A 17,075-nucleotide genomic window follows, 5' to 3' on the forward strand; every position below is an offset into this window, starting at 1 on the left:
CCGCTATTTAAGATTGCGTAGGCATACGCTTAATTATACGAAACTCAAGAGATTCCATTATGCGTCTAAAAAGTATTTCAGTCCTTTTGTTAGGATTATTCCTTGCTTGGGATGATAGTCAGGCTACTGAGCTTAAAAGTCAGGGCTATGGTTATAGCCTCGAATCCACTTTAATCATGGCCATAGAAAACGACCCATGGCTGAAGAAAAGTCAATTTCAGGAAAAGTCTTTGCGATCAGCAGGAGTAGCAGAGTCAAGCTTGCCCGATCCGAAGGCTTCAATCAGCTTGGCGAATTTACCCGTCGATGATTTCAGCTTTAATAGTCAGGCAATGACACAGTTCAAGCTAGGACTCAGCCAAACATTTGCCAGAGGGGATTCGCTTAGTATAAAGAGTGATATTAAAGAGTTACAGGCCGACGCCCAGCCCCATTTGAGAATGAACCGTAAAACTCAGCTTATGATGGAAGTAGGGTCGCTTTGGCTTGATGCATATAAAGCTCAGAGAAGCATTGAGCTAATCAGTAATAAGAGACATCTTTTTCAAGAGCTTAAAGAGGCTGCAGAAATAAACTATCGTTCTGTAATTCAAAGCAGTAGCCAGCAGGAGCTTATTCGTGCTGACCTGGAGCTTGTAAAGCTTGATGATCAGATTACTGTTTATGAAGATAAGTTGCACAATACAATTCGTAGAATGAGTGAGTATGTTCCTTTACCACAAAATTACTTCTCAAGTTATGAGACCAATAAAACACCCAATTATTTTAGCTCAGCTCTGCCGGAAATAAAGCTAATACATGAAGAGCATATTCAGCAGCACCCACTGGTACTGGCGATAGATAAGAACATTCAGTCATCGAGTAAGACAATAGACTTGAAGAAAGAAGGTTATAAGCCGCAATTCACTGTTAATGGGGGTTATGGATTAAGACAGGATGGCCTTAATGGAGAAGATAGACCTGATTTCTTTAGTGTTGGAGTGAGCTTTGATGTGCCACTGTTTACAGATAACAGACAGGATAAAGAAGTAGAAGCTGCAACATATTCCAAAGAGTCACAAAAGGAAGAAAGGGCTCTTGTTATAAAAAAACTATCTTCTGGACATAGTGCCCAGCTGTCGCGCCTTAACAAGCTAAAGAAGCGACTGCGCTTGTATGAGAAAGAAATATTCCCTCAAGTTATGCTTCAAAGTGAAGCCTCTATGACAGCATATAGTAACAATGAAGCTGATTTCTCCGAATTAGTCAGAGCTAGAATCGATGAAGTCAATACTCAGCTAACGGTATTAGATATTGCCGTCGAAATTGAGAAAGCTAAGCTTCGAGCTAACTACTATCAGGCTCAAACATCTAACGAGTTATTAGCCCACATAAAGCCTCATTCAAACCAGCCGATGCTTAAAAAGATTTATGGAGATGACAATGAGTAATAAGACCATTATTTACAGCTTAATCGGTGCAACGGTTGGTGTCGTTTCAACTGTTGCTGTTATGACCCTTTTTAAAGCCGATAATGCAACTAAAAGTGATAACAGCTCATCGAAAAAAGAACCTTTGTATTGGGTTGCACCCATGGATGCGAATTACAAACGTGATAAACCAGGTAAGTCACCCATGGGAATGGATCTGGTACCTGTTTACGAAGAAAGTGATGATGAGGATAGCCCCGGAACAGTTAAAATTCATCCAAATATAGTTAATAACCTAAGCGTAAAAACAGGGGATGTTTCGAAAGGACCACTAAAGAGCAGAATTCGTACCGTAGGTTATATCGATTATGATGAAACCACTTTAGCTCATATCCACTCACGTGCCGACGGCTGGATTGAACGTTTGTATGTCAGTCATAATGGCCAGTTCATTAAAGCAGGTCAGCCGCTCTATACACTGTATTCTCCAGCATTAGTTAGTGCACAGGAAGAGTATTTGCTGGCGAAAAAGCGTAATAATCAGAGCCTATTAAAAGCAGCACAGCAGCGCCTTGAGTCATTGGAGTTTAGTTCAGTTGAATTGAAGAAGTTGAATAATACTCGACAACCAATTCAAAACGTTACTTTCTATGCAAAATCTGATGGCCTGATTGATAACCTTAATGTCAGAGAAGGATTTTATATTAAGCCTGGTACGCGGTTAATGACGATTGGTAACCTGGATACGGTCTGGGTTGACGTTGAGTTATTCGAACGTCAGTTACCTTTTGTAGAACTTGGTCAAAAAGCTGTCATGACTCTAGATTATCTTCCAAATGAAGAGTGGGTTGGTAAGGTGGATTACATTTATCCGATGGTTAATCCTACTAATCGTGCTGCAAAAGTCAGACTTGAGTTTGAAAACGTCGATCATTTTTTAAAGCCGAATATGTTTACGGAAGTGGTTATTAACAGTCAAACAAAGGAACCAGTTCTCCAAATACCACAACAGGCTTTGATAAGGACTGAAAGCAGTAATCGAGTAGTCGTTGCCCTGGAAGACGGAAAGTTCAAGTCCGTAAATGTCAAAACCGGCCTTGTAACGAATAACCGTGTGGAGATCGTAGAAGGCCTGAAAGAAGGTGACAAGGTTGTAACCAGCGGACAGTTCCTGATTGATTCTGAATCAAGCATTGACTCTGATTTTGAGAGATTTTCGAGTTCTAAGTCAACAAGCGAAGACATCCCGATGGCTACCGTTGATGGTGTTATTAACTCACTCAACTTAGACGCAGGTACCGTTAATATTTCCAGAGAGGCGATTCCAAAATGGAACCGTGGACCTGCAACAATGGATTTTAAAATAGATGATTCCATTGATGTTTCGCGTTTGAAAGTTGGTGCCACCATTAACTTCATGTTTGAAATCAGAGACGAAGGTTTCTTCATTACGATGATCCATGATAAAGGCAATGGGGAGCATCAGCATGATTAATCAAACCATTAAGTGGTCGATCAATAATCGCTTTCTGGTATTGATGGCGACAGCGATTATTGCAGTCGCCGGTTTTTATTCATTTAAAAAGACGCCAGTAGATGCGATTCCTGACTTATCAGATGTTCAGGTGATTGTAAAAACCAGTTATCCGGGACAGGCTCCGCAAGTCGTCCAGGATCAGGTAACGTATCCGCTGACTACAGCGATGTTATCAGTACCGGGAGCCAAGACGGTAAGAGGATTTTCGTTCTTTGGTGACTCCTATGTTTACGTGATTTTTGATGATAAGACCGATCTGTACTGGGCTCGAAGTCGAGTTCTAGAATATTTGAGTCAAGTAGCACCCACACTTCCAGAAACGGCAAAGCCCCAGCTAGGGCCTGATGCCACCGGTGTTGGTTGGGTCTACCTATACGCATTGGTAGATAGAACTGGTCAGCATGATTTAAGCGAGCTTCGCAGCATCCAGGACTGGTTTTTAAAGTACGAACTGCAAACCGTACCCGGTGTCTCCGAGGTTGCACCTATAGGTGGAATGGTAAAACAATATCAGGTCAAAGTTGATCCTGAAAAATTACGAGCGCTTAATTTACCGCTTAATCTTATTCAGGTAGCGATAAAAGAAGGAAACCAGGAAGTTGGAGCTTCAGTTGTCGAGCTATCAGAAGCTGAGTACATGGTTCGGACCAGTGGTTATATTAAGAGTACAGATGATTTAAAAAATCTACCACTTGGCGTTAACCAGCAGGGAACACCACTACTTCTTGGTGATGTTGCTGAGATTTCTACTGGCCCTCAAATGAGACGAGGTATAGCAGAGTTAAACGGGCAGGGCGAGGCGGTCGGCGGCATCGTCGTCATGCGCTATGGAGAAAATGCACAGGCAACAATTGATGGTGTAAAAGCTAGATTAGACAAGCTTAAAAAAGGATTACCTGACGGAGTGGAAGTTGTTACTGTCTATGACCGCTCTGGCTTGATTAAAGATGCCGTGGATAACCTATGGAATAAACTTCTGGAAGAATTTGCAGTGGTAGCTCTTGTCTGCATTCTTTTCTTATTCCATATACGCTCTTCACTGGTTGCGATTATAAGCTTACCTATTGGTATTTTGGCTGCGTTCATCATCATGAAACTACAGGGATTGAATGCAAACATTATGTCATTGGGCGGCATTGCTATTGCCATCGGAGCAATGATCGACGGCGCCATTGTTATGATCGAAAATATGCATAAGCATATGGAACGAACGCCACTAACTTCGAAAAACCGCTGGGATATTGTTTACCGATCGGCTAAAGAAGTTGGGCCTGCTTTATTTTTCAGCCTGTTGATTATTACAGTGAGCTTTTTACCGGTTTTCACACTGGAGGCACAGGAAGGGCGTATGTTCTCACCGCTGGCCTTCACCAAAACTTATGCCATGGCCGCATCAGCAGCATTAGCCATTACGCTGGTTCCGGTGTTAATGGGCTACTTTGTTCGCGGCAAGGTGAGAGCCGAGCACAAAAACCCGGTCAATAAGGTTCTGACCTATATTTACCGCCCGGCTCTAAGGGTAACATTAAAATATCCTAAGTCTGTGTTAGCAGGAGCCTTTGTTATTCTGTTAGTCGGTCTATGGCCTGTTAATAAGATTGGAACCGAGTTTATTCCACCTTTGGATGAAGGCGATTTGATGTATATGCCTACAACTTATCCAGGTTTATCAATCGGTGAAGCTCGTGAAATATTACAAAAAACCGATCGATTGATTAAAACCATTCCCGAAGTAAAAACTGTATTTGGTAAAATCGGAAGGGCTGAAACAGCTACAGATCCAGCACCCCTGACGATGATTGAAACGTTCATTCAGTTCAAGCCGAAATCAGAATGGCGGGAGGGAGTGACAACAGACTCAATCAAAGCAGAACTTAATGAATTAGTTCAGTTTCCAGGATTGACCAATGCCTGGGTAATGCCGATTAAAACGCGTATTGATATGTTGGCGACGGGAATAAAAACCCCGGTAGGTATCAAGGTCTCAGGGCCTGAACTATCAACCATTGAGTCAATTGGTAAAGAACTGGAAACGATCCTGAAAGATGTTGAAGGCACTGCTTCTGTCTATTCAGAGCGTGTTGCTGGTGGTCGCTATATTGATATCGATATTGATCGAGTGAGTGCGGCAAGATTCGGCTTGAGTATCAAGCAGATCCAGAGCGTTATCGCAACGGCTATTGGCGGCATGAATATCTCATACTCCGTCGAGGGGCAGGAGCGATACCCGATTAATTTACGCTACCCCCAAGAGTACCGTAACTCACCAGAACAACTGGCAGAACTGCCGATTGTCACTCCCGGTAAACAGTTGGTCGCTTTAGGAGATGTCGCCGACATTACTATCAAAGATGGTCCTCCGGGTATCAAGAGCGAGAACGCTCGCTTAAATGGCTGGACGCTGGTTGATATCGAGGGCGTTGATCTTGGTTCTTACGTTAACGAAGCACAGCGACTTGTGTCTGAAAAGCTGGAGCTTCCACCAGGGTATGCCATTAACTGGTCAGGTCAATACGAATATATGCTTCGAGCAAAAGCCAAGCTAACCTACGTTATTCCGCTAACTCTGGGCATCATAATTTTACTGCTGTTCCTAAACTTCAAAAGCTTTGCCGAAGTGGCCATTATCATGGGCACATTGCCATTAGCAATGGTCGGAAGTATTTGGCTTATGTATCTGGAAAGCTTTAATTTCTCGGTTGCCGTTGGAGTGGGCTTTATTGCCTTAGCTGGCGTGGCCGTTGAGATTGGTGTAATCATGCTGGTTTATCTGAACCATGCCTATCAAGACTTACTGGATAAGTATGGCGACGGACAGGGAAAGCCCACGCTTGAAGAGTTAAAAGATGTGGTTAATCAGGGAGCAGGGCAGCGCGTTCGTCCTGTAATGATGACAGCTGCCGCGATTATCGTTGGTCTTCTACCAATCTTATATGGTTCTGGAACGGGTTCTGAAGTTATGAGCCGCATCGCTGCACCAATGGTGGGTGGAATGGTTAGCGCCGTTCTTCTGACATTATTAGTTATTCCAGCCGTATTTTATATCTGGAAAAAGAAATCGTTAAATTTATAGGTTTTATTATGAAAAAATTATTAGTTGCTTATTTTGTTATGGTGCTGGCTATATTAGCCAGCACTGCTAACGCGCATGTTAAAGTCGTTTCAACTGCTCCAGCCGATGGCGAGCAGGTTGTAACCTCTCCAACTAATTTTGAGATAAATTACTCCAAAGAGGTCAGACTCATTAAATTCAAATTAGTCTCAGAAGGAAAAGAAATACCTTTGGATTTTAAGACTAATTTTACACCAGCGACTAGCTTTGATATTCCTTTAACAAAGCTTCCGGAAGGAGAATACAAGGCTAAATGGACTATCATGGGGAGTGACTCACACAAAATGAATAAGGATGTCACATTTAAAGTAATAACAAAGAACTGAGTATGAACACAGATCTTTGGAGCTTATTATCGGCAATTTTTAAATTTGGTACTTATATCGGTGTTGCAACCATTCTTGGAGTTGTAGCGCTGATATTAATTAAAAGTAATGCCCTGAAAGAGAGCTATAAAAGTATAATGATTAAGGTAGTCCTCGGCATTATTGGCACTGTTGGCTACTTTTTCACACAGGTAGGGGGCTTTGCGCAGTCTGGATTTGGTGGCATGTTTGATGCTGATATTATCCAGCTACTGTACTCGACCGGTAATGGCGATTTGCTGCTATTTCGAACGCTGGGATTAGCCTATTTTCTGTTTGTGCTGATGCTATTTCATAAAAAGATATTTCAGCTAAAAAGCTCCTTGCTTGCTGTAGTCCTTCTACCCTCTGTACTTTGTGTGCTTTGGTCATTTACAGCGGTTGGGCATATTGCAGACCTGGAATGGTACTGGCAGTTCCTATTGTTGTCACACGTGCTGGTAGCTTTAGCCTGGGCCGGATCGTTAGCGCCGCTATCGAGGTCGGTTGAAACTTATAATAAAAAGAATAGCTCCCAAATGTTGAGTCATTACTCAAAGCTGGGAATCGTCATCGTCATCATACTTTTCATAGCTGGGCTTGGTTTATCACTGAAGCTAATGATTCTAGGCGACAATCCCGTCGCGACTGAATACATTGTTACTTTTAGCCTAAAGATTGCGCTCGTTCTTGTCATGCTGGGGCTAGCGGCATATCACAAGTTCGTTCTTTCCGAAAAGCTACTGACGGACTCAGTAAAAACAACAGACATTTCTAAATCAATTAAGAAAGAAAATATCATCGGTTATGGCGTTTTGCTGGTAACCGCTTTGCTAACTACCATTGTTGGTATTAATCACTAGGAGTTTTTATGCTACTTAAAAAAATATTCACCGCCATACTATTAATGGCTTTCTCATTCAGTGCTTTTTCGCATGGCGATAAAAAAGAAGAACAATCCCCATTAATGGTCAATACTGATACCGAAGTGGGAAAAGTCGTTGCTCAGTTTCATGCAGCTTTACAAAACTCCGATGTAGAAACGATTAAAACTATTCTTGCGGAGGACGTTTTAATTTTCGAAGGTAGTGGGGCAGAGCGATCGCTTGAAGAGTATGCGAGCCATCACATGAAGTCAGATATGAAGTTTTTAGCGAGTATCGATAGCAAGCTTATAGAGAGAAATATCATGATAAATGGCGATATAGCTATATCTAGTTCTCGTTCTAAGTTAACTGGCTCTTTCAAAGGGAAGGAACTGAATAAAGTCTCTATAGAAACCTTGGTTCTCAAAAAAGTGAGGAGTGCCTGGAAGGTTATCCGAGTTCATTGGTCTTAAGGATATTTGGCCAGTTTGAGCTATCAGCTGGCTTTTTTATCTCCCTACTTACAAAGTAAAAGAAGGTACGCTTATAAGCAATTAAGATACAGTTTACCTGACCCTGATCAACGAAAAGTTGATTAGCTTATGTTATCTTTTAACAACTTGATGGCTTACTAACCAGGAAGGTTAATACTTATAATTTTTAAAGTAGATGAAAGGATAAGTGAGGAAGCATCAGTCGCAACAAGCCTAAGATAGGCAGGGTAATCATTCCAGTTAATCAAGTACCCTGAAAACTAAAAGGAAACTACTATGAGCTCGGATACGGATAAAAAAGTTGCTCTGGTCACGGGTGCCAGTGCAGGAATAGGCAAGGCGACAGCTAAGGCATTCGCTAATCGAGGTGATATCGTGATCTTATCTGACGTTGATGAGAAGCGGGGCCAGGCAGTAGCAGAAGAAATTAATGCCGATAACGGCGAAGCTGTTTTCATCAAAGCTGATGTTAGCAACCATAAGACGGTTAAGAAGCTCATAGAAAAGATCGAATCAAAATACGGACGACTTAATTACGCTTTCAATAATGCCGGTATTGAAGGAGAGCAGGCTGATACTGCTGATTGTACTTTCGAAAACTGGGATAGAACCATAGCCATTAATCTGACCGGCGTCTTCAACTGTATGAAATATGAATTACCGATTATGCTTAAAAGCGTAGGAAGTTCAATCGTTAATACCGCCTCAATTGCGGGTAAAGTTGGCTTTAATTCACTACCGGCTTACTGTGCGTCAAAAGGGGGTGTAATACAGCTCACCAAAACCGCCGCACTGGAATACGCCACACGCTCAATTCGAATTAATGCGTTATGTCCTGCCGTTATCGACACTGAAATGGTACAGCGTGTTACTGGCAACGATCCAGAAACCTTTAAAGAATTCGCCAAGCTACAACCGATGGAACGTGTCGGACAGCCAGAAGAAGTCGCTGACTGTGTTCTATGGCTTTGCTCCGAACATTCAAGTTTTATAACTGGGCAGGCGCTTGATGTTGATGGTGGTTACTTGGCCAGGTAACTCTTGCTACTCACTTGGATCTATAGAGTGAATTTACACGCTATAACCTTCAGCCTAATGCCAACCAGATACCGACTGCCATCATTAAGCTACCGGAAAGTCGGTTGATCAATCGCACATTGTCACTGCGCTGCAACATACTTCTTAGGGTCTTTCCACCGGTGGCATAGAGCATTAAAAACGTAAACTCACTTAATAATATGATGACAACCAGAGCTGCGAGTTGTGGTGGCATCGGCATCTCTGGGTTGATAAAAGAAGGTAACAAAGAGACGGTAAAAGCCCAGCCTTTAGGGTTGGCGATCGCAGTGACGAAACCCTGGGTCGCGAGTTGTCGACCGGAGACACTTTTCGAATAGTCATCGCCCAGGTCAATGGCCATTTTGCCCCGTGAGCGCCACATCTGTACCCCAAGGTAAATCAAATAAGCGCCGCCAGCGTATTTGAGAACCATAAATGCAGAAGGGTAGTTCAGCATGATGCTGGCCACGCCAACCACAGCCAACACTGAAACCAGCGCTACACCAATCAATTCTCCCCACATCATATACATGGTGCGGCGCACACCAATACTCATACCAAGCGTGAGCGCCAGGGTCATACACATTCCCGGCGTTGCAGAAATGACAAGAAACGTTGGTATAAAGAGTAAAAGTAATGTGGTATCTAGCATGCTGACAAGTTGTTTTATATATGAAGTAACAGTACGGCTGCGAAGTTTAACATAGATTCGAAGAGGGAATATAACTTAGGGAGCTTAAGAGCGTTTACAACCAATCAGCAGTATTAGCTTAGTTTCAATAACTATCTTATTATCATAAATAATCAATTTAACATAATATAAGTTATGCGCATATATGATTGTTAGCTGTTCAAAATTTGACCTACGTCAATACGGCTATGTTGGAAACGATCCATACTTCTTTTTGGACGGTATTTGTCTAATAGATGAATCATTTGGAGGTGTAACTTATGGAACTATCAAAACGGACACCCTTTAAGGACTTAGAAGCTATTTATGATCGTTTCTTCCCAACTAACAATGGCTTCCTAAGTTTTGATCAGAACGACTGGTCACCAATGGTTGATATCGATGAAGATGAAAAGGAATTCACGGTCAAGGCTGAGTTACCTGAAGTGAAAAAGGAAGATATTAAGGTTTCGATCAACAATCATGTACTGACGCTCACTGGCGTGCGTAAATTCGAGAAAAGCGATAAGAAGCATCATCGTACTGAGCGCTTCTATGGTCATTTTTCGAGAAGTTTCTCTTTACCTGATAATGTCGATGAGCAGTCTATCAAGGCCGAGCATAAGGACGGGATGCTTTATCTTCATCTGCTGAAAAAGCCAGGAGAAGCCAGCAAGTCAATTAACGTTGATATTTCTTAGCATAAGAGATCTGTAAGGGCGTGTGATTACTTCACCCGCCCTTCTTTTATTGACGACTTATCAAGCGTCGTTAGACGACATTTTGTTGTATATGGTGCCTATTAACCAGGCTGTAATCCCACCACATACCGACCATGCGAACATTCCTACGAAAAATCCTGATAATGTTAAATGCCAGCCCATTACCATTTCAGAGGCTTTACCGTGCATCATATCTGCAAATACGGCCATGGTCATGCCTGGAAGTAACCAGACCAAAACAACACATAAAATCCAGATAACGGCTAAACCTAATGCGGTAGCAATGCCTAGTCGTATAGCATTTACTTTCATCATAGTCTCCTTACTAACGTCGACTCATTCTTAGTATTATATTCCTATCCATATGAATTGGTTTGACGTAGGTCATTTTATGAGCAACTATTTTTGATTTACATCAACAATTTATAAGTATTCTGTGTTATACCTAGATATTCACTATGTGTATAAGGAGATGTCATTATGAGTGAAGAAAAACGTAAAAAAGAGGCTCAGGAGCTTTATGAGCGAATCAAGGCCGAGCGTGACGATCTTAAACTTCAAGCTCACTTAGCTAAAGCCGAACTTAGAGACAAATGGGTCGAAGCCGAACACCAGTGGGAGTCTTTTTCAACCAAATTCAGAGCTATAAGCAAAGGTGCTGGTAAAGCCGCAGATGATGTCGGCGAGGGCTTCCATCAGTTAGGTAAGGAATTAAAACATGCCTATGAGGACTTAAAGCAAAGTATTAAGTCTAGCAAGCTATCTAATTGATTATTAAAAAAATATGAAGCAACCTGAGACTACCCTTCCCCTTGCATATCGCTTAGGGATTGATACCGGTCATGAGCCAGTAATTTTCCTCAGAAGCGAGTCTCCAGTAGCTCGCTCCGAGGGATTTGAGTCAATGTCTCGGATTACGGTAGAGGTTAATGACAGGAAGTTACTTGCAACACTGATGATAGTATATAGCGAATTGCTTGAGCCCGGTCACGCTGGCCTCTCGGAAAAGGCATGGCGCGAATTGAAGGTTAAACCTGGAGAACGCCTTAAGCTCAGTCATGCACCCCAGATAGAATCCCTCGCTTTTATCAGAGCAAAAGCCTTTGGACACAAACTCAATCGCAAACAATATAACTGCGTTATTAGAGATATAGTCGATGGACTCTATATGAATGTACATCTGGCCTCCTTCATCACCGCTTGCGCTAACGGTGGTCTTGAGCCTGATGAAATCGTGTATTTAACCGAAGCCATGGTTAACACTGGCCAGCGTCTGGAGTGGGATGCTGACATTGTGGTTGATAAACACTGTATTGGTGGTCTGCCGGGGAACCGAACCTCCCCTATTGTTGTTTCTATTCTGGCTGCTAACGGTTTAACCATCCCTAAAACATCATCTCGAGCAATCACATCCCCGGCTGGTACTGCTGATGTGATGGAAACCATGACTAATGTCGACTTCACATTTGAAGACTTGAAAAGCATCGTTAAAGAAACCGGAGGTTGTCTCGCCTGGGGAGGTTCGGTCAGTCTAAGCCCGTCAGATGATATTTTAATCACGGTAGAAAAAGCCTTGGATATAGACTTTGAAGGACAACTAATCGCATCAATTTTATCAAAAAAAATTGCGGCTGGCTCCGATAGAGTTCTTATTGATATCCCGGTGGGCAAAACTGCAAAAATGAGAAGTAAAGCTGCTGCTGAAGCTCTATCTGAGCAGCTTGTGAATACCGGTAAAAAGCTTGGAATTATAGTAAAGGTGGTATTAACCGATGGTTCTCAGCCTATAGGCAATGGTGTTGGGCCAGCTCTTGAAGCACAAGATGTTCTTTCTGTATTACGTAATGAGCCTCATGCACCGCAGGATTTAAAAGAAAGGGCCTTGAGTCTCGCTGGTAATCTTTTAGAGCTAGCGGAGCATGTGCCTGTAGGTAGAGGTTATAAACTGGCATTAGATACACTTAAATCAGGGCAGGCGTGCAAGAAATTCATGCAGATCTGCATGTCTCAGGGTGGTTTCTGTGAGCCACGAACTTCGAGCTGCACCTATGCTATAAATACCAAGACTAAAGCTGTTATTAGTGAAATCGACAACCGTCAGCTTGCTCGTCTGGCCAAATTGGCCGGTGCTCCGGCAGATAAAACGGCGGGGATTTACCTTCATGCAAAGGTCGGTGACACCGTGGATGTTGATCAGCCCCTCTTAACGATTCATGCAGACTCGCCCGGCGAACTTGAGTATGCATTAAACTATTATCTGGAACACTCCGATATGATTTTATTGAAGGATGTGCAATGAATCCATTATTTCTCGACCTGTCCGGAAATCTTAATTTGTCCGCAAAAATACGTCATAGAATCGGTGCTGATCTGGGTGAGTTACATATAAGAAGTTTTCCTGACGGTGAGTCCAGCATGGCGTTAAAAAGTGAAGTACATGGCCGTTCCATCGTCATCATGACTGACCTGTCTCATCCCAATGAAAAAGTACTTCCTCTGTTCCTTTTGACTAGAATTTTAAGAGAGAGGAAAGCTCAAGAAATCATATTAATTGCTCCCTACCTGCCTTATATGCGTCAGGATGCTGAATTTAAACTTGGCGAATCTAAGTTGGCCAAGCATTTTGCATCATTGATGAGTGACCATGTTGATAAATTGATTACCGTCGAACCACATTTACACCGGATCCACGATCTGAATGACATATTCACCATCCCTACAGCGAATGCACATAGCAGACAGTCAGTTGTGGAGTGGATCATCAAACATATTGATAACCCAGTCATTATTGGACCTGATATGGAAAGCACTCAGTGGGTCGCCCCCGTTGCTGGAGAGTTGAGTCAGCCTTATTTAGTGGCTGAAAAAATGAGAAAAGGCGATAAAGATGTTTCTATATTTATTGATGGACTCAATGATTACCGAGAGTACACGCCAGTAGTCATCGATGACATCATTTCCACCGGATTTACAATGGCAGGAATTGGGGAGCATTTAAAATTTGAGGGTTTTGATAATAGTGTATGTATTGCTACCCATGCCATTTTTGTTGAAGACGCATATTTAAGACTGACTCAATCGCAATTTGCTCAAGTCGTTACTACTAACACAATTCCTCATATGTCCAACCAGGTTGATGTCTCAGAGGAAATCAGTCGAGCTTATGCCAGTCTGGTAACATAAATTATCGTTACATTAGATAGAAGAAATGAACTCAGGAAATGTATCCATAAAGCAGCTAGCCACTCTTGATAACTCAGAGTTACTGACTGTTTTACAGAGTAAGGCCAGTGAAGGACTTACAGCCGTTGAGGTTGATGAACGGCAAAAGCAATATGGTCCGAATGACATCATTCAACAACAACGTACCTCCCTACTCCAGATCATTCTCAATCAGTTCACTAATCCAATTGCCTGGCTATTGTTAATTGCCGTTTTCATTTCATTAGTTTTCCAAGATTATTTAGAAATGTACGCCATCATAGCAGTCTTGTTCATCAATGCTTCTATTGGCGCAATAACTGAGTTTAAGGCACTTGATTCCATGGAGGCTCTAAGGAAGATGAGCGAAGCCCACGCCGTGGTCCTCCGCAATGGTAATAAAGTAACGATTAATGCTTCAGAGCTGGTTCCGGGCGATATCGTACTACTTAATGCTGGTGATCTAATCACAGCTGATATGTGTCTGCTTGATTCAAATAAGCTACAGGCTGACGAGTCACCCTTAACAGGCGAGTCATTACCCATAGCCAAAAGTCATAGCCCCACTCTGCTCTCTGATGACATACAAAATAGTCGAATACTGTATAAAGGAACGGCTGTATTAAGGGGGACGGCTACTGCCGTGGTCGTGAATACCGGTACGCATACAGAACTAGGGAAAATTAGCACTCTGATATCTGAAGCAGCACCGGAGCGTTCACCGTTAGAAGAGCGAATACAGCAGTTAAGCGGGCAGTTAATCAAGCTGACGTTAGGTCTTATTGTGGTGATTACCATACTCGGACTTATTAAAGCAGAGTCTTACCTCGAACTTGTTAAAACCAGTATTGCTCTGGCGGTCGCGGCTATTCCAGAGGGCATGCTGATAGTGACGACTTTGGTTTTAGCACGCTCAATGCTCAAGCTGGCCCAAAAAAATGTCTTGATTGAACGTTTGTCAGCTGTTGAAACACTGGGATCTACGACTCTGATTATGACCGATAAAACTGGTACTTTAACCGAAAATAAAATGTTGGTTACTGAAGTCCTGATTGAAGTTAGTGAGTTTGTGGTGCTTGATAAAACCGCCCCAATAACTAGTCACTCTACTTTGGAAAAGCTGATGGAAATTGCGGTACTCTGCAACAATGCTGACAGAGACCAAGACAGTGGTGACCCAATTGAGTTGGCTTTGTTAAAAATGGCGTCTGGGTCAATTCCAGATCGTATTAAAAATATAGAACAATTTAAAAAAGTGGCAGAACTACCTTTCGACCCGGATATCCGGCTAATGATAGTAAGCCATGAGTTGCCAAAGAATGATCACTGCCAGGCCTCTATCAAGGGCGCTCCTGAGAGTATTCTCGAACATTGTAGCCATTACCTTAAGGGTAATGAACAGATAGCGTTAACAGAATCATTGAAAACACAATGGCTGGCTAACGTAAATCAAATGGCAGAGTCAGGTTTGCGTGTGCTGGCTCTTGGCTATCGCCTGGATACTAAAGCAACAGCAGACATTACTAATAACTTCTGCCTGGTCGGAGTCGTTGGCATGGAAGACCCTCTAAGGGAGACCGTTCCTGAAGCGATTGAGCAATGCCACAATGCGGGTATTCGTATCATAATGGTAACAGGAGATAATGGTTTAACCGCCAATAAAATTGCACAGAAAGCACAATTAGTTAAGTCTGGAAAGGACTGTCACACCATGACGGGCATCGAGTTAAAAGCGCTCACTGATGTCGGAAATACAGAGAAAAATGATGAGCTTTATGATGTTGATGTTTTTTCTCGGGTCAGTCCTAGACAAAAATATGATTTAGCTGAGTTCTATCAGTCACGGGATCATGTGGTGGCGATGACTGGTGATGGTGTCAACGATGGTCCCGCATTGAAAAACGCTGATATCGGTATAGCGATGGGGATTCGAGGTACTGAAGTTGCTAAGCAAGCTGCCGATATGGTTTTACTGGACGACTCGTTCCCAGCTATTGCTGAAGCAATTGCTCAGGGGCGCTCAGTTTTTAATAATATTCGTAAGTTCGTACTTTACCTGCTCTCCTGTAATTTAAGCGAAATTTTAGTCGTATCGGTAGCCGTTCTATCTGGATTTCCAATTCCTCTTCTGCCGCTGCAAATTCTATTCTTAAACCTTGTAACTGATGTCTTCCCTGCACTTGCCCTTGGTGCCTGTAAAGGGGAAACTGAAGAAATGGAGAAGCCACCGCGAGAGCAATCAGAGCGTATCATTGAGTCTAAACACTGGCAAAAAATAGTCACTCATGCACTGATGCTTACGACCCTGGTTTTTTCTGCCTTTCTAATTGATCTCTACTATTTTGAATCTTCATCTGATCATGCGGTAACGGTTGCCTTTTTAACCTTGGCAATTTCACAATTGTTACACGTCTTTAATATGCGCGAAGATAATAAGACTTTCTGGAACAATGAAGTTATTCGTAACGGTTACGTTTGGATCGCATTGGGGATTTGTGCTGTTCTGATATTAGTAGCGGTTTACGTCCCTTTATTATCCCGTGTTTTAAATATTGTGGATATCGATGGTGCTGCCTGGTTGCTGGTATTGGCTTTCAGTTCAGTCACAGTACTGGTATACACTTTTACCAACATGCTTCAGCGGTTTATTCAACCACATTAGCTGCCTGAGCACCCAACGATAGGAAGTCTTTAGCGTTTAAAAGTGTCGTATGGGCAATATTGTTTATTGAGTCACTTGTATAAAAAGCAATATGAGGAGTGATAATCACATTATCCATGGAAGTCAGACGATTAAAGTTATCGTCAGCTATTGGCTCATGATGCTGCTGAAAGAAGAGCCCTTTCTCTTTATCGTAAACATCAAGACCGGCATAACGTACCTTTTGTGATTCTAAAGCATCCAGCAAGTCGTCAGTCTGAATAACTCTACCTCGAGACGTGTTTAAAATAGTAACGCCCTCTTTCATCAATTGCAGAGTATCTTTATTAATCAGCTGTTGTGTGGATTCGTTTAAGGGGCAATGAAGACTGATTATGTCCGAACGTTCATATAATTCATCCAGCGGGACCCATTCCAGGTCAGGCGTTTCAAGCCGATTAATCACTGGATCATAACCAAGCACTTTGCATCCAAAACCTCTCATAATCCTAGCAAAGGCAGTGCCTATATCACCGACCCCAATGACACCAACGGTTTTATCATAAACGCTCTCGCCCAGGTTGCCATTTAGTTTAAAGTTTTGTCGCTGTAATTGCTGTCGTAAGACAAATATTTTTCTATAAAGACATAATAAAAGTGTTACGGCATGTTCAGCAACCGATTGCGGCGAGTAAGCTGGGACATTCATAACAGTAATGCCTAGTCGCTTTGCAGCCTTCAAATCAACGTGGTCATAGCCTGTAGAGCGTAGAAGAATAAGCTTAATTCCACAGGAGGCTGCAAGAGCAAGAAGAGAATCATCTAATGGGTTATTGGCAAAAATGCTGATGGCGTCAGCTTGCGAGAGCAGTCTGGCATTATCCTCACTGAAATTATCATTAACCAGAGATAACTCAAAATTAAACAACTCTTGGTTCTTACTTTTGTAAATCTGCTGTTCAAAATCTTGAACTCCAAAGAATATGATATGCATAACAGTCCCTGATTAATCAAACTTCT

The 17,075-nt window shown here is 42.4% G+C and carries 15 protein-coding genes; 12 read left to right on the forward strand and 3 right to left on the reverse strand.

The window, feature by feature from the left end; genetic code table 11:
* The first annotated feature begins 59 nt into the window (after positions 1 to 59).
* The 7 genes from KS2013_RS05700 (at position 60) to KS2013_RS05730 (ending at position 8,800) form a co-directional block, all read left to right on the forward strand.
* On the forward strand, positions 60 to 1,430 hold the full coding sequence (locus KS2013_RS05700; RefSeq protein WP_068990987.1) for a TolC family protein: 1,371 nt from the start codon (positions 60 to 62) through the stop codon (positions 1,428 to 1,430).
* Positions 1,423 to 2,904 (forward strand): efflux RND transporter periplasmic adaptor subunit, encoded by a 1,482-nt coding sequence (locus KS2013_RS05705; RefSeq protein WP_211267783.1) that lies wholly within the window; start codon positions 1,423 to 1,425, stop codon positions 2,902 to 2,904. The genes KS2013_RS05700 and KS2013_RS05705 overlap by 8 nt, the downstream gene beginning before the upstream one ends.
* On the forward strand, positions 2,897 to 6,019 hold the full coding sequence (locus KS2013_RS05710; RefSeq protein ID WP_068990991.1) for an efflux RND transporter permease subunit: 3,123 nt from the start codon (positions 2,897 to 2,899) through the stop codon (positions 6,017 to 6,019). Before KS2013_RS05705 ends, KS2013_RS05710 begins: the two co-directional genes overlap by 8 nt.
* An 8-nt stretch (positions 6,020 to 6,027) precedes the next feature.
* The gene (locus KS2013_RS05715) at positions 6,028 to 6,384 is read left to right on the forward strand and encodes a copper resistance CopC family protein (RefSeq protein ID WP_068990994.1); all 357 of its coding nucleotides are present in this window, start codon (positions 6,028 to 6,030) and stop codon (positions 6,382 to 6,384) included.
* Positions 6,385 to 6,386: 2 nt separating this feature from the next.
* On the forward strand, positions 6,387 to 7,265 hold the full coding sequence (locus KS2013_RS05720) for a copper resistance D family protein (RefSeq protein WP_068990996.1): 879 nt from the start codon (positions 6,387 to 6,389) through the stop codon (positions 7,263 to 7,265).
* Between the two features lie 8 nt (positions 7,266 to 7,273).
* The gene (locus KS2013_RS05725) at positions 7,274 to 7,741 is read left to right on the forward strand and encodes a YybH family protein (protein ID WP_068990999.1); all 468 of its coding nucleotides are present in this window, start codon (positions 7,274 to 7,276) and stop codon (positions 7,739 to 7,741) included.
* A gap of 297 nt (positions 7,742 to 8,038) precedes the next feature.
* The gene (locus tag KS2013_RS05730) at positions 8,039 to 8,800 is read left to right on the forward strand and encodes a glucose 1-dehydrogenase (protein WP_068991001.1); all 762 of its coding nucleotides are present in this window, start codon (positions 8,039 to 8,041) and stop codon (positions 8,798 to 8,800) included.
* A gap of 49 nt (positions 8,801 to 8,849) precedes the next feature.
* On the opposite strand, the gene KS2013_RS05735 is transcribed toward KS2013_RS05730, so the two are convergent.
* A complete protein-coding gene (locus KS2013_RS05735) occupies positions 8,850 to 9,473 on the reverse strand; it encodes a LysE family translocator (protein ID WP_068991005.1) in 624 nt (207 codons plus the stop codon).
* Between the two features lie 299 nt (positions 9,474 to 9,772).
* On the opposite strand from KS2013_RS05735, the gene KS2013_RS05740 reads away from it, so the two are divergent.
* Complete coding sequence (locus KS2013_RS05740; RefSeq protein WP_068991006.1) at positions 9,773 to 10,192, forward strand: Hsp20/alpha crystallin family protein; 420 nt, start codon at positions 9,773 to 9,775, stop codon at positions 10,190 to 10,192.
* Between the two features lie 60 nt (positions 10,193 to 10,252).
* On the opposite strand, the gene KS2013_RS05745 is transcribed toward KS2013_RS05740, so the two are convergent.
* Positions 10,253 to 10,528, reverse strand: coding sequence for a DUF5676 family membrane protein (locus tag KS2013_RS05745; RefSeq protein WP_156768976.1), 276 nt, complete (start codon positions 10,526 to 10,528; stop codon positions 10,253 to 10,255).
* A gap of 165 nt (positions 10,529 to 10,693) precedes the next feature.
* Here KS2013_RS05745 and KS2013_RS05750 point away from each other — a divergent pair, with 165 nt between their 5' ends.
* From KS2013_RS05750 to KS2013_RS05765, 4 genes are read left to right on the forward strand one after another with little or no spacing between them, the layout of a single operon-like run.
* Positions 10,694 to 10,984, forward strand: coding sequence for a hypothetical protein (locus KS2013_RS05750; RefSeq protein ID WP_068991008.1), 291 nt, complete (start codon positions 10,694 to 10,696; stop codon positions 10,982 to 10,984).
* Positions 10,985 to 10,997: 13 nt separating this feature from the next.
* A complete protein-coding gene (locus KS2013_RS05755; protein ID WP_068991011.1) occupies positions 10,998 to 12,512 on the forward strand; it encodes a thymidine phosphorylase family protein in 1,515 nt (504 codons plus the stop codon).
* The gene (locus KS2013_RS05760) at positions 12,509 to 13,396 is read left to right on the forward strand and encodes a ribose-phosphate diphosphokinase (RefSeq protein WP_068991014.1); all 888 of its coding nucleotides are present in this window, start codon (positions 12,509 to 12,511) and stop codon (positions 13,394 to 13,396) included. The genes KS2013_RS05755 and KS2013_RS05760 overlap by 4 nt, the downstream gene beginning before the upstream one ends.
* Before the next feature lie 25 nt (positions 13,397 to 13,421).
* Positions 13,422 to 16,076, forward strand: coding sequence for a cation-translocating P-type ATPase (locus tag KS2013_RS05765; protein WP_068991017.1), 2,655 nt, complete (start codon positions 13,422 to 13,424; stop codon positions 16,074 to 16,076).
* Here KS2013_RS05765 and KS2013_RS05770 read toward each other — a convergent pair.
* Positions 16,060 to 17,049 carry an NAD(P)-dependent oxidoreductase gene (locus KS2013_RS05770; RefSeq protein ID WP_068991020.1) on the reverse strand — a complete coding sequence of 330 codons (990 nt, stop codon included), beginning with the start codon at positions 17,047 to 17,049 and terminating at the stop codon, positions 16,060 to 16,062. The genes KS2013_RS05765 and KS2013_RS05770 overlap by 17 nt on opposite strands.
* Positions 17,050 to 17,075: the final 26 nt, after the last annotated feature.

Source organism: Kangiella sediminilitoris (assembly GCF_001708405.1).
Lineage (GTDB): Bacteria > Pseudomonadota > Gammaproteobacteria > Enterobacterales > Kangiellaceae > Kangiella > Kangiella sediminilitoris.

What these genes read in the sequence shown, in the direction of transcription:
- KS2013_RS05755 (WP_068991011.1), top strand. Translation starts at nt 10,998, where the DNA reads ATGAAGCAACCTGAGACTACCCTTCCCCTTGCATATCGCTTAGGGATT.
- KS2013_RS05735 (WP_068991005.1), bottom strand. Translation starts at nt 9,473, where the DNA reads ATGCTAGATACCACATTACTTTTACTCTTTATACCAACGTTTCTTGTC.
- KS2013_RS05710 (WP_068990991.1), top strand. Translation starts at nt 2,897, where the DNA reads ATGATTAATCAAACCATTAAGTGGTCGATCAATAATCGCTTTCTGGTA.
- KS2013_RS05725 (WP_068990999.1), top strand. Translation starts at nt 7,274, where the DNA reads ATGCTACTTAAAAAAATATTCACCGCCATACTATTAATGGCTTTCTCA.
- KS2013_RS05715 (WP_068990994.1), top strand. Translation starts at nt 6,028, where the DNA reads ATGAAAAAATTATTAGTTGCTTATTTTGTTATGGTGCTGGCTATATTA.
- KS2013_RS05760 (WP_068991014.1), top strand. Translation starts at nt 12,509, where the DNA reads ATGAATCCATTATTTCTCGACCTGTCCGGAAATCTTAATTTGTCCGCA.
- KS2013_RS05770 (WP_068991020.1), bottom strand. Translation starts at nt 17,049, where the DNA reads ATGCATATCATATTCTTTGGAGTTCAAGATTTTGAACAGCAGATTTAC.
- KS2013_RS05740 (WP_068991006.1), top strand. Translation starts at nt 9,773, where the DNA reads ATGGAACTATCAAAACGGACACCCTTTAAGGACTTAGAAGCTATTTAT.
- KS2013_RS05700 (WP_068990987.1), top strand. Translation starts at nt 60, where the DNA reads ATGCGTCTAAAAAGTATTTCAGTCCTTTTGTTAGGATTATTCCTTGCT.
- KS2013_RS05750 (WP_068991008.1), top strand. Translation starts at nt 10,694, where the DNA reads ATGAGTGAAGAAAAACGTAAAAAAGAGGCTCAGGAGCTTTATGAGCGA.
- KS2013_RS05730 (WP_068991001.1), top strand. Translation starts at nt 8,039, where the DNA reads ATGAGCTCGGATACGGATAAAAAAGTTGCTCTGGTCACGGGTGCCAGT.
- KS2013_RS05745 (WP_156768976.1), bottom strand. Translation starts at nt 10,528, where the DNA reads ATGATGAAAGTAAATGCTATACGACTAGGCATTGCTACCGCATTAGGT.
- KS2013_RS05705 (WP_211267783.1), top strand. Translation starts at nt 1,423, where the DNA reads ATGAGTAATAAGACCATTATTTACAGCTTAATCGGTGCAACGGTTGGT.
- KS2013_RS05765 (WP_068991017.1), top strand. Translation starts at nt 13,422, where the DNA reads ATGAACTCAGGAAATGTATCCATAAAGCAGCTAGCCACTCTTGATAAC.
- KS2013_RS05720 (WP_068990996.1), top strand. Translation starts at nt 6,387, where the DNA reads ATGAACACAGATCTTTGGAGCTTATTATCGGCAATTTTTAAATTTGGT.